Raw genomic sequence first — 12,728 nt, 5'->3', positions numbered from 1 at the left:
GTTACCGTGCTAACGGCCAGTCAGCAGCATCAACCACATCGAGTGCTACGCTCTTCGTTAGCTCGCTGCCAAGCCAATGCCTGACGTAATCGCCCTCTGGATCAAATTGTGCCACCTGCTTTCTGATATCAAAGCGGCGTCCGCCACGCGGATCGACACCCACCCCAGCGATGTACTGCCAGTTGCCCCAGTTACTGGCTACATCGTAATCAACCAACTCTTGTTCAAACCATGCTGCGCCATAGCGCCAGTCGAGTTGCAGCTCGTTAACGCAATAACTTGCTGCGATCTGCCGCGAACGATTGGAGATATAACCTGTTTGCGCAAGCTCATGCATAATCGCATCCACAAGCGGCTCGCCCGTTGTCCCACTACACCAAGCGCGAAACCGGTGAGCATAAAAGCTGGTTAACGGTTGGCGCTTCGCGATACCTTGGAAGCGATACAGCTGAGTACCAAGTTTTCTTGCCAGCCATTGGAAATACTCCCGCCATAGCAGCTCGACATACAACCATTGTGTCGATTCGTTTGCCCCGTGAGTGCGTTCGTATTCAGCAATGGACTGCCACACATAGCGCACCGACAGGCTTCCCGACGCTAACCATAACGAGAGCTTTGACGAGTTACTCCAACCAGAAAGCGCATTGCGCGTCTCCTTGTAATGGCTAGCCGCACCGCAGTGTAAATATTGTTTGAGATGCTCAAGACCCGCTTGCTCAGTGCCGATAAAATCTAGGCTAAAAACATCCTGTGCAGCAAAGCTCCACTCATCTTCACTCTGTAACGCGCTGGGCGGTAAAGACTCAACCGCAGCCATAGGTGCAGCTGTATCAGCCTGCTCCGCTGATCGGCGGAACGGCGTATACTGGCGAGGCAACTTCTCTGCAAGCCACGTGTGAGCTCCTTCTGAGAAAAGCGTATATGTATCAAACATCTCGATCTGCAGGGCTGGATTTGCCGCTTGGATCGAAATCAGCTGTTCGCACTCATACCAGCCGACCGGGCGAGACATAATCAGCGTTTGCGCTCCGCTCTCTTGCACCAACCGATTGACTGCTGCGACGAACTCCCCCGTCCGAAGCACAGGCTTATTGCCGAGGCCCTCACATGCGGTGTGGAACCCTTCCATCGCTTGTATCGTAAAGCTCCAGCGTTTCGGCCCAATGCTTTTCGTTTGATAGCGAGTTGGCTTAAACCAGCGGGGGTCATAGATCAGTGCAATACATGCCGTATCGAACTGAGCCACTCGGGTTAAACAAGGGTTGTCATGAATCCGCAAGTCGTGCGTGGGAATGTAGAGCGCAGTAGCCAACTCGGTATCCTTCTGTCCGTTTACCGCTAATACGGCCGACAGAGCAAAATAGTTCACCGATATTCGCGTACTGCGCGGGTGCAGAGAATACTGCTAATAGGATTACTTATTGCCGACTTCGGCTCTATCGATCTGGCCCACATCGAGCATAGGGGCAGCATCCAGGTGCTGAGCATCTAGCATGAACGCAACACGCTCTAGCGCTGCGATAACCATTGATTGCTCCCAGCTTTGCAGATCATCAAAGCGACGGGTAAACATATCCTGCTGCGTTGTAGGCGCCCCCTTCATCAACTCCCACCCCTCGGTGCTGAGGTTGATCCAAACTTTGCGCTTGTCCTCAAGACCCCTTTCACGCGTTACTAAGCCTTTCTTCTCTAACCGATCCAAAATACTGGTAACAGTCGCCTGAGTTATCGAAACCTCTTTGGCGAGCTCTCCGGTTGTGATAGGCGCGGTGTGGCGCAGTGCCTGCATCGTCATCAATTGCGGCAATGTTAATCCGGTACTGCGGCTGATCTCTTTCTCTTGCATATCGGCAGAGCGAAAAATTTGCCGCAGCAATACCAGCGCTTCCTGACTCTTTTCCATCGTAAACATGCTCTTTTCATCATTCTTGCAAGGATTTTACCTAATCTCCTCACACGACGCCATTACTTAGAAACACAAACAATATCTACTTAGAAACACAAAACAAATTAATCTGAAAAATAATAAAATCTCGCTATAAATAACGAAAAACCCTAATAAAAAGCCGATATTCGGGTTGAAAGAACGAAGCATTCATGTTTTAAAATATATACGAATACTAAATATTCGATAAACAAAACATTTGAGATACTATGCACAACATTCACTATCGCAAACCATCGTCGCTCGATGGTCCTGATATTCATAACCTGATCCGCCGCTGTCCGCCGCTCGATCAAAACTCGCTGTACTGCAACCTTTTACAGTGCACCGATTTCGCCGAAACGTGCATTGTCGCAGAGAGCGATAACGGAGAGGTCGCAGGCTTTATTTCTGGTTACATCAAGCCTCACGCCCCCAACACCCTGTTTATTTGGCAGGTTGCTTTAGACGAAAAGTACCGCGGCCTTGGTATCGCTAGCACAATGCTGAGTGAGCTTTTTAACCGCAACTCCACCGTGACTCACATGGAGACGACGATCTCGCCCAGCAACCACGCATCTCAAAAGCTCTTCGAGACCTTTTTCAAGAATCACCACATGCCTGTTGAAACACGTGTGCTTTTCGAAAGCGGTCGCCACCTTGATTCCGAGCATGAAGATGAGGTGCTTTACAGCGCTGGGCCTGCCAAGCAGCTGCGCCCAATCAAGGCGCACAGCCAGTCGGGTGCCCACCTCAGATAAGCCCGATGCAGCCACAAACACTTTCGCATTAAAGCAATACATTATTTAGGAAAGATCATGGAAATCTTTGAGAAGATCGAATCAGAAGTACAATCTTATGCACGTTCATTTCCGTGCGTATTCAACCGCGCAAAAAACGAATTTCTTTACGATGATGCAGGTAACGAGTACCTCGACTTCTTAGCAGGCGCCGGTACCCTTAACTACGGGCACAACAACGACGCGTTCAAACCCGCCCTGCTGCACTATATCGAGTCAGATGGCATCTCCCATGGCTTAGACATGCACACCAAAGCCAAGGAGGAGTTTCTACACGCGTTAAACGACAAGATCCTGAAACCGCGTGATCTGAACTATGTTGTGCAGTTTACCGGCCCCACCGGGACTAATGCGGTGGAAGCGGCCCTGAAGCTAGCACGTAACGTGACCGGACGTGAGAATATTATTTCATTCACCAACGGTTTCCACGGTGTCAGCTTAGGTTCGCTCGCCACCACAGGTAACTCGCATCATCGCGGCGCAGCAGGCACATCACTTGGCGGTGTCAGCCGTTTGCCATTTGACGGTTACCTCGGAGACGAAGTCGACACGACAGAATATCTCGACAAGGTTCTGTGCGATACGAGTAGCGGTATCGATCTACCTGCTGCCGTGTTAGTCGAGACAGTCCAAGGAGAAGGTGGTATCAATGCTGCAAGCTTCGAATGGCTAAAGAACCTCGAAAAGGTCTGCCGTAAACATGACGTACTGCTCATTGTTGATGATATTCAAGCCGGGTGCGGGCGAACAGGCTCGTTCTTCAGCTTTGAGGGAGCAGACATCAAGCCGGATATGATCACAATGTCGAAATCGCTCAGCGGCTATGGTTTACCTTTCGCTGTAGTGATGATCCGCCCAGACCTCGACCAATGGAAGCCGGGTGAACACAACGGTACTTTCCGTGGCAATAACCTTGCTTTTATCACCGCGAAAGCTGCCATCGACACGTTTTGGTCGGATAACCAGTTTGCCCAAGAGATTCAAGCCAAAGGTGAATACATCTCCAAACGCCTTGAGGCGATTGTGGAGCAATATGGTGAGGGCAACTTTACCACCCGTGGTCGCGGTATGTTCCAAGGCATTAACTGTGTAAGTGGCGAACTGGCCGCCCAGATTACCCAAAAGTGTTTTAAGAACGGGCTCATTATCGAAACCAGTGGCGCAGACGGCCAAGTGGTTAAGTTCCTCTGCCCGCTTACCATCAAGCAAGAAAATCTAGAAAAAGGGATCGATATTGTCGAGAGCGCCATTAAAGAGGTGTGCGCAAAAGAGGATGAGATCCCAGAGGACAACTGCTATTTCGATACTGTCTACCTACAAGAAGCGTCTTAAAAGAGGGACTGAGCAATGATTTTACGAACACTTAAAGATGCAGAACAATCCGAGCGCCGTGTGGTTTCACCTGATGGAAACTGGGAGAGCACACGCCTGCTACTCAAAGATGACAACATGGGATTCTCGTTCCATATAACCACCATCTACGCAGGAAAAGAGTCGCACATTTGGTACCAGAACCACCTTGAGTCCGTGTATTGCATCAGCGGTGAAGGAGAAGTGGAGACGCTAGCCGATGGCAAAATCCACCCTATCAAGCCTGGTTCGATCTATATCTTGGATAAGCACGACGAGCACCTGCTACGCGCCCACTCCGAATTAAAGTTAGCTTGTGTATTTAATCCCCCTTTAAACGGTAAAGAGGTACACGACGAAAACGGCGTTTACCCACTAGAGGAAGCCTCTTAAAAGCTTAGGGGTTCAAACTATCAGGGAATCTGGTGAGCATATTCAGCATCATCCGATTCTCTGAGAACACCCTCAACCCTGCCAGTCACAAGCCAACGAATAGGTACATCACGAATTATTATGTCTCATACTGTAGAGAAAATTGGCGGCACATCAATGAGCCGCTACCAAGATGTTTTACAGAACATCTGGTTAAAAGAGAGCAACAACACCCTGTTTAATCGAATATTTGTCGTCTCCGCTTATGGCGGCGTTACCGACCGGCTCCTTGAACACAAGAAAACCGGGGAAGCCGGTGTATATAGCTGCTTTGCCGAGGCTGAAGAGCCCTACGCATGGCAAGAAATGCTCTCAGAGGTTGAAGAGCAACTGGTAGATATCAATACAGAGATGTTTTCTGGTGCCACGCTCGCCCAAGCGAATAGCTTCATCCGCACCCGTGTCAGCGAAGTCAAAAACTGCATGACCAACCTGCACGCACTATGTTCATACGGGCACTTCCAACTACAACAACACTTGGCCAATGTGCGCGAAATGCTCGCGTCCATCGGCGAAGCGCACAGTGCTTACAACTCCACCCTGCTACTGCAAACCCACGGCGTGAACGCACGCTTTGTGGACTTAACCGGCTGGAAGCAAGCAACCGAACTACCCATTGATCAACTGATTACCCAGACATTCAGTGGTATCGATTGCAGCAAAGAGATAGTGATCGCGACCGGTTACGCAAACTGCCAAGAGAAGCTGATGAAAACATTTGATCGCGGCTACAGCGAAATGACGTTTTCTAAGATCGCCTCTATTACCGGCGCACGCGAAGCGATTATTCATAAAGAGTTTCACCTTAGCAGTGCCGATCCTCGCATCGTAGGGCCGAATAACGCTGTGCCGATTGGCACAACCAACTTTGATGTTGCAGACCAACTATCAAACTTAGGGATGGAAGCCATCCACCCGAAAGCTGCCCAAGGCATACGTAAGTCAGGCATCAAGATTCGTGTGATGAACACCTTTGAGCCGGATCATTTGGGTACAATCATCGATAACGACTACTGCAACCCCAACCCATGCGTCGAGATCATCGCCGGAAGAAATGATGTGTTTGCCATTCAGGTGTTTGATCAAGAGATGCTTGGCTCCCCCGAACATGACATTGCCATCAGCCGCCTTATCAAAGAGCTGAAATTGCAAATGGTCAACAAAGAAGCCGACGCTAACAGTATCACCTTTTACCTTGCCGGCAACCGGAAAATGGTTAATCGCCTTGTGCGCCTGATAGAAGAGACCTACCAGTACGCAGAGGTTGAGATTCAGAAGGTAGCCATGGTGTCAGCCATCGGCTCAGATTTGAAGATTGAAGGCATCCTTTCACGCACTATTTCTGCGCTCTCAAACGCCGGTATTAACGTGGTTGCTTTGCACCAAACTATTCGCCAAGTCGAGATGCAGTGCATTGTTGCACAGAGCGATTACGAGCGAGCGATTAAAGCGCTGCATCATGCTTTGGTTGAGCAAGAGAATCATGGCGACGTGATCAGCGAGGCCATTGCCGCTTAGTGCGCAGGCACTCTTTATTGCAAAAGAATACTTCCTTTTGGCGGGTCTACCCCGCCTTTTTTTACCTACCTCTAACGAGATACCGCCTGCATTTTTAACCAGAATGCTTGTTGGCAACGATTCGTAAACTGTTTCATGGCCGGTTCAATCACATTTTCAGGGTGCTCAAGCACACGATAGGTCAGCCAATATTCTGCACAAAGCGCATCATTTTCGTCATCATCTGACTCCTCTGTACAGCAGATAATCGCACCATCACTAAACTCATACCGCGATGCAGTACACGTCACATTCGTGCCCGCATCTTCATACGAGTGATCAGCCGAAGAGACTTTAACAACACTGGGTAACCCTTCTTGCTCTTGATAAGCGATAACATGAAGATAACGGTATAAACTATTCATGATGATGCGAGCTATGATGGTGCATTTTATTGGGGCTGCCGCCTAGGTAGCCACGCAACCGATCATATTCATTACGCTGTGATTGCGATAGCAACTGTGTTTGCTCAAGGTGGGCATTAAGGTGCACATAACGCAGTGCCGCCTCCAGTTGGCCCAACTGCTCAAGAATCGTTCGCAAAGCTGTTTCTTCAATAGCTTGGCTTGCAAAAAGTCGGTTGAGTTCATACTCAAGATCTAGGATCTCGCGCCCAAGTGCTTTGGCGCGCGCCCGCATGCGCTGATAGATCACATCAGTCTGCTCTAGCTGCTCGCCGGAAAGGTTCAACTCGCGCTGCAAATCCAGTACGTGCCGAGGCCCAGGATAGTGATTAAGCTCGGCAGCTTTCGCATACCCTAAGCCCTGCCCTTCCTTATAACCAACAACACGCTCAGGTGAGAGTGCTTTAATCTCACGCAGCTCTTCACCCGAATAGGGTGATTGGGCAAGGCACAGCGTGCTGAACGCACACAATAAAACCCCTTTAAGAAACTCACCTCTCATCCGTCGTCCTCCTACATAACTATCAAGAATAGTATAGCGAAGCCTTCAATCAGCACTGGCATGCACGAAAGCACGAGCTAGCCTGCAGCATTCCTTGGCGCGCCTTTATTTCTTAGCTACTGAGACTAACGTCGCACAATATCGACATGCTCAACCCAAATAAGCTCACACGCACCATTACCGGTATCATTACGTGTGAGAGAGCTGCGCCATACCCAACCATCTTTTGAGGTTGCCTGCACTAAACTACCAGATAACTGAACAACATCCCCCTCTCGGATCTCATCCATATCACGCGCTACATCATCATTCGCGGGAATGAGGTGCATATTGGCACTATGGGTTTCGATCTCTTGGCGAGGAATAGGAAAGGCATCAACCCGCCAAAAGTAGAAGCGCCCTGATTGGCGAATGTTGATATCCGCCAAAACGCTTTCATCAGACATCCTGCCCCAGCCAAGCGCCAGATCCATAGGCGAAAGCTCTGCGCCTCGATCACTGCTGTAATTTTCACGCCCAAGCACGCGTGCCTCGATATCAAAGCTCGCTAGCTCAGTAATCGAATATCGGTCAAACGTGAACGAAGGGGGCGCGGAAAAGTCTCTTTGCACTGGCGAACTCGGCGCAACGATACCGGGGCCATACGTGGCAGGCCCTTCTTTGTTGTACCACATGAACCCACAAGCCAGCGCAATCAAAATAATGATATTTCTTAAAGTCAACTTACCATCCTTCAACCCCGACTTAAGCGGGCATTATCGTATATGTCACACACGTATGCGCTTCATGTTCCGCACCTGTGTAGCATAACTTGCGCACATTGCTTTCTGCTTTGCCGCCATTTTTAACGTAATATCATGATTTCAATCATTAAGTCATAAAACACTTTTAAGTTCCAAGTCTTAAGCTATCCTTGATAGCACATCTTATGCAGTAATGGATCGTTATGCTCGATTGGATCTCCGCCCTCTTTACCATCCCCCCAGACAGCACTCTCATATACGGAAACTACAACCCTTGGTTAGTTGCGTTGTCAGTGTTCATTGCAATGTTCGCGTCATTTATGGGTTTGCTTGTCGCCTCACAGACGGCACAAACTCAATCCACGATACGTAAGCAAACCATGCTTTTGGTTGGCAGTATCGCCTTGGGCGGCGCTATTTGGACGATGCACTTTATCGGGATGCTCGCGTTCGACCTATGCACAGATGTTTCCTACGGATGGCAACTGACACTCGCATCTTTGTTACCCGGTATCGGTGCATCGTGGGTAGCGCTTAACTATATCAATAGCCATAGGAAAGGGTTCTTTCCTCTGTTGCTCGGTGGCGTTCTGGTTGGCTCAGGAATCGGTACGATGCATTACACCGGCATGGCGGCCATGGAGATGGCACCACTACTGCGCTACAACCTCCCTATGTTTGCTTTGTCCATTATCGTCGCCGTGGTTATGGCGATGCTGTCGCTATGGATTCGTTTCGGCTTACATACACTTTGGAAAACCAAATACCCCACGAGCCTTGCAACACTTTTTGCCAGCATTGTGATGGGCTTAGCGATTTCGGGGATGCACTACACCGGTATGGCAGCCGCTCGCTTCGTACGTCCTCCAAGCCTTGAGCTAAGCGAGCAAACCTCAGAGATATCGATCTACCTAGCCCTTGGTGTTGGCGCCACCACCTTTGTCATCATCAGCTTAGTGCTAGGTTTGAACCTGATCTATCGCTACAAAGATAGCTCTCAGCGCGCACTTGAAAGCGAGCGACGCTTGCTCGCTATGATGGATACGGCGGTTGATGGCATTGTTACGATCGATAGCCGCGGGCACATTATCAGCGTGAACCAAGCCACCGAACGTTTACTAGGTTGGAGTGCCGAGGAGATGCTTGGCAACAACGTGGTAATGCTAATGCCTGCCGCCCTTCGCCACGAACACGATAGCTATCTGACGCGCTACTTAGAGACGGGAGAGGCACGCATTATTGGACAGGGTCGAGAGGTTGAAGCCGTTCACAAAGATGGCTACCGCGTCGCTATCCGCCTTGCTATAGGCCATGTCAAAGTTGGCAGTGACGACTTCTTCGTTGCCTTCATTACCGATATTCGTCAGCGCATCCAAATGGAATATGCACTGCGTGAAAACGAAGAGAAGTTCCGTTCTCTCATCTCAAATATACCGGGTGTCGCCTATCGCTGTATGGATACCACTCACCAACCGATGGTCTTTATCAGCGACGCCATCGAAGAGATTACCGGCTTTCCCGCCAGTGACTTTCTTGGCAGCGAACCCAAACGACAGTACATCGACATCGTTCACCCTGACGACCGGGACTTAGTGCAAAATACATCGCCGCTAGAGGGGGTTTTACATATCGAATACCGCCTCATCGCACGCGACGGTCAGCTGCGCTGGATGATTGAACAAGGCCGCATGATAACCGATGAGGTATCAGGGGATGTCTGGCTTGATGGCTTTGTGTGGGACATCACCGAACGTCGTGAAATGGAGCAGCAACTGCGGCAAGCCAAAGAGACAGCAGAGCAAGCAGCAACCGCTCGCGCGGCCTTTATGGCCAATATGAGCCATGAAATTCGCACGCCGATGAACTCAATCATTGGCTTTAGCGACATTCTTCTAGAGTCACCTCTTACTCCAGAGCAGCAGCGCCAGCTCACGACGATCAACCAATCTGCGAAATCCTTACTGCACCTTCTAAACGATGTTCTCGATAGCGCTAAGCTCGAAAAAGGCAAAGTAGAACTCGAAGTTCGCGATTTCTCTCTCATTGAAGAAGTGGATGCCGTCGTTTCGACATTTTGGCTACAAGCCCGCACCAAGGGACTCAAGCTAATGGCGGATATGTCACCCAAGCTAAAGTCCCGCTATCAAGGCTCCCCAGAGCGCATCCGCCAAGTTCTCACCAACTTGATCAGTAATGCGGTGAAATTTACCCAAGAAGGTCAAGTCACGCTGACGGTCACGCCGCTGGAAAACGACGATATAGAGTTTGTTATCCAAGACACCGGTATCGGCATGACAGCTGAACAACTTCAGAGCGTATTCGACCCATTTACGCAGGCAGATGCCTCTATGAGCCGCCGCTTTGGTGGTACCGGCCTTGGCACTACCATCAGCAAGCAGCTGGTAGAGTTAATGGGTGGCACGATCGGTGCGCAAAGTGAGCCAAATGTCGGCAGCACGTTTCGCTTTGTGCTGCCACTATCAACAGCAAGCACCACCCATCAAGATGAAGCACAGAACCGCGTTTTCTTGCCACCCATGACGATACTTGTTGTAGATGATATCCAACAAAATATCGAGCTACTGACTCTGCTGTTAGAGCGCGATGGCCACCGCGTTATGACCGCTCGTGACGGCCAGCAAGCGCTGTTACGCATGCAGTCTGAGCACACCATCGACCTTGTGCTTATGGATGTCCAGATGCCGGTTATGGATGGTTTAACCGCCGCCCAGAATCGCCGCAAACAAGAGCGTGATCACGATCTACCCACGATACCAATTATCGCTTTGACCGCCAGTGTCCTCGAAGATGACCGCAATGCAGCCCGAGAAGCGGGGATGGAAGGTTTTGCTAATAAGCCGATCGATATGGCACAGCTCACCCACGAAATTGCCCGTGTCATGGGAATGGAGATCGCTGCACAGCCAACACAGACACGAGCCAACTCCCATGGCAAGCTCATAGACGAGACGAAAGGTATCGCTCTTTGGGGGAGCGAGGACGCGTATTACAAGCAACTCGCACTTTTTGTTGAGCAAAGTGCCACGCTGTTCGCTGATTTATCCTCGCTGTGCCACGATGAACAGTGGGATCGTCTCAAAGCGTTAGCCCATAAGCTAAAGGGGATCTGTGGTAACCTGTCGCTAACCAGCATGATGCGTGCTATACAAAAACTCGAGGCGCTATTAAACAGCCACCCACACCAGAGCGCCCAAGTCATTGCGGAAATAAACGCGCTATTTGCGCAAGTTCAACACCAAGTTAGCAACCACTGCTCTATCACCACCCCCTCATCGGAGCCGGCTAAACAGTCTGCAAATCTCAGCCAATTCAAAGACATACTCCTATTGGTGCGCCAGACAACCCAGCAAAACGAAATTGAGGAAGCGCTTCTTGAGCAACTCGTAGCATCAAGTTCGGCGCGTTATGAAAACAAAGCCACGTATATTAGCCAAGCGATAAACGATTTCGAGTTTGACGAAGCACTGGCGTTAATTGACGCTCTATTAGCGCAGCTGCCTTCTGAGTAGAAAGAACAAGGACATCCCTAAATGCAAAGTATGCAACAAACAATACTCATAGTTGATGACGAACCCGCCAACTTACGTGTACTTAAAGAGATCCTCAAAGGCAACTATCGGCTCGTATTCGCCAAGAGCGGCGCCGACGCCCTGCGTGTGGTTGATCAGCAGCGCCCTAACCTGATCCTACTTGATATTATGATGCCTGACATGACCGGGTTTGAGGTCTGCCAGCAACTCAAGCAAAATCCTGAATTTGCAGCAATACCTGTGATTTTCGTCACCGCACTCAGCGAAGAGCAGGATGAAGCACAGGGGTTTGCGATTGGTGGCGTAGACTATATCACCAAGCCCGTATCCCCTGCCGTTGTCGAGGCCAGAGTTCGCACGCACCTGTCATTGGTTCAGGCCGATGAGTTACGAGCTACCCGTTTACAAGTCATCCAACGCCTCGGGCGCGCTGCTGAATTCAAAGATAACGAAACGGGTATGCATGTCATGCGCATGAGTCATTTCTCTAAAGTGCTCGCCATCGCTTACGGATTTAGCGAGCACCAAGCCGATATGCTGCTGCACGCAGCGCCGATGCACGACATCGGCAAAATTGGCATACCCGATAGCATCATGCTAAAGCCCGGCAAGCTGACCGATGAAGAGTTCGCGGTGATGAAAACACATCCACAGATAGGCGCTGATATCTTGGGAGATGAAGACTCCGGGCTGATAAGCTTGGCCAAAAAGGTCGCGCTAACACATCATGAACGCTGGGATGGTTCGGGTTACCCCAAAGGATTGAAAGCAGACGAAATTCCCATTGAGGGCCGCATCGTCGCCTTAGCAGACGTATTTGATGCACTCACCAGCCGCCGTCCATATAAAGAACCTTGGCCGATCGATGAAACACTGGACTATCTTCGCGAACAAAAAGGGAAACACTTTGAACCCAAGCTCGTTGATCTATTCGAGGAAAACATCGATGAAATTCTAGCGATCCGAGCGCGGTTTAAAGATGAATAACTCCCTAAATACTACGCCTATTTTCCTCACGTAACGACATGAAAGGCAACAAAGTTACCTTTCATAGGCCTTTATGAAACATGAGCCACCAGCAGCACCCACATAACCGCCACGCTAATCAAAGAGGAAAAATAGGATAGCGCTCGCGCTCTGACATTGTTGTCAGTGAGATGGACAAACGCTTGTACGGCGCGCGAAACGACAAATAGCCAAGCAAACAGCAGCATCGCAGAGCCCGTAGCACCTGTCACTAACGCAGCCACGCCCGCGGCAAAGAAGAGCGTTGGAACTTCAAAAAGATTGTTGAAGCAGCGCGTTGATTTAACCACATCATCTGGGGCCGCTTCTCCTCCCATCAGCTTGAAGTATTTAATGCTGAGCGCTTTACTACGCACCGCGCGAATACGCGCACCGAGGGCATAAAACCCAACAAGAAAGATCAGCAGCACCATCGCGGCCATCGGATAGATCATAGTCA

Annotated in this window: 12 protein-coding genes; 6 read left to right on the top strand and 6 right to left on the bottom strand. The window is 50.0% G+C overall.

From position 1 onward, the window contains the following. Position 1 precedes the first annotated feature (1 nt). Both EOE65_RS04130 and EOE65_RS04125 read right to left on the bottom strand, forming a co-directional pair. Complete coding sequence (locus tag EOE65_RS04130) at positions 2-1,369, bottom strand: DASH family cryptochrome (RefSeq protein ID WP_164847007.1); 1,368 nt, start codon at positions 1,367-1,369, stop codon at positions 2-4. 45 nt (positions 1,370-1,414) lie between these two features. After that, positions 1,415-1,903, bottom strand: a complete 489-nt coding sequence (locus tag EOE65_RS04125) for a MarR family winged helix-turn-helix transcriptional regulator (RefSeq protein ID WP_127693018.1) — start codon at positions 1,901-1,903, stop codon at positions 1,415-1,417. A gap of 251 nt (positions 1,904-2,154) precedes the next feature. On the opposite strand from EOE65_RS04125, the gene ectA reads away from it, so the two are divergent. The 4 genes from ectA to EOE65_RS04105 all read left to right on the top strand — a co-directional run bounded on the left by ectA (position 2,155) and on the right by EOE65_RS04105 (position 6,024). Beyond that, positions 2,155-2,685 (top strand): diaminobutyrate acetyltransferase, encoded by a 531-nt coding sequence (gene ectA / locus EOE65_RS04120; RefSeq protein WP_127693017.1) that lies wholly within the window; start codon positions 2,155-2,157, stop codon positions 2,683-2,685. Between the two features lie 57 nt (positions 2,686-2,742). Continuing rightward, positions 2,743-4,056 (top strand): diaminobutyrate--2-oxoglutarate transaminase, encoded by a 1,314-nt coding sequence (ectB, locus tag EOE65_RS04115; protein ID WP_127693016.1) that lies wholly within the window; start codon positions 2,743-2,745, stop codon positions 4,054-4,056. A 15-nt stretch (positions 4,057-4,071) separates the two neighbouring features. Further along, complete coding sequence (locus EOE65_RS04110) at positions 4,072-4,467, top strand: ectoine synthase (RefSeq protein WP_127693015.1); 396 nt, start codon at positions 4,072-4,074, stop codon at positions 4,465-4,467. 120 nt (positions 4,468-4,587) lie between these two features. Beyond that, the gene (locus EOE65_RS04105) at positions 4,588-6,024 is read left to right on the top strand and encodes an aspartate kinase (RefSeq protein ID WP_127693014.1); all 1,437 of its coding nucleotides are present in this window, start codon (positions 4,588-4,590) and stop codon (positions 6,022-6,024) included. 71 nt (positions 6,025-6,095) lie between these two features. On the opposite strand, the gene EOE65_RS04100 is transcribed toward EOE65_RS04105, so the two are convergent. From EOE65_RS04100 to EOE65_RS04090, 3 genes are all read right to left on the bottom strand, one after another. Next, entirely contained in the window at positions 6,096-6,428 is a 333-nt protein-coding gene (locus EOE65_RS04100; RefSeq protein ID WP_127693013.1) for a hypothetical protein, read from the bottom strand. After that, on the bottom strand, positions 6,421-6,969 hold the full coding sequence (locus EOE65_RS04095) for a Spy/CpxP family protein refolding chaperone (protein WP_127693012.1): 549 nt from the start codon (positions 6,967-6,969) through the stop codon (positions 6,421-6,423). Before EOE65_RS04095 ends, EOE65_RS04100 begins: the two co-directional genes overlap by 8 nt. Before the next feature lie 125 nt (positions 6,970-7,094). Beyond that, the gene (locus tag EOE65_RS04090) at positions 7,095-7,691 is read right to left on the bottom strand and encodes a hypothetical protein (protein WP_240656904.1); all 597 of its coding nucleotides are present in this window, start codon (positions 7,689-7,691) and stop codon (positions 7,095-7,097) included. 224 nt (positions 7,692-7,915) lie between these two features. Between EOE65_RS04090 and EOE65_RS04085 the strand changes: the two genes are divergently transcribed. Further along, complete coding sequence (locus tag EOE65_RS04085) at positions 7,916-11,242, top strand: MHYT domain-containing protein (protein WP_127693010.1); 3,327 nt, start codon at positions 7,916-7,918, stop codon at positions 11,240-11,242. A 21-nt stretch (positions 11,243-11,263) separates the two neighbouring features. Next, on the top strand, positions 11,264-12,250 hold the full coding sequence (locus EOE65_RS04080; RefSeq protein ID WP_127693009.1) for a response regulator: 987 nt from the start codon (positions 11,264-11,266) through the stop codon (positions 12,248-12,250). Between the two features lie 71 nt (positions 12,251-12,321). On the opposite strand, the gene EOE65_RS04075 is transcribed toward EOE65_RS04080, so the two are convergent. Then, positions 12,322-12,723, bottom strand: a complete 402-nt coding sequence (locus tag EOE65_RS04075) for an MAPEG family protein (protein ID WP_127693008.1) — start codon at positions 12,721-12,723, stop codon at positions 12,322-12,324. Between the last annotated feature and the right edge of the window lie 5 nt (positions 12,724-12,728).

Origin of the sequence: Neptunomonas marina, assembly GCF_004005935.1 — a bacterium.
In the GTDB taxonomy this organism is placed as follows: domain Bacteria; phylum Pseudomonadota; class Gammaproteobacteria; order Pseudomonadales; family Balneatricaceae; genus Neptunomonas; species Neptunomonas marina.
The sequence above is the reverse complement of the archived record's forward strand: the minus strand, read 5'-3'. Positions and strand labels throughout refer to the sequence as shown.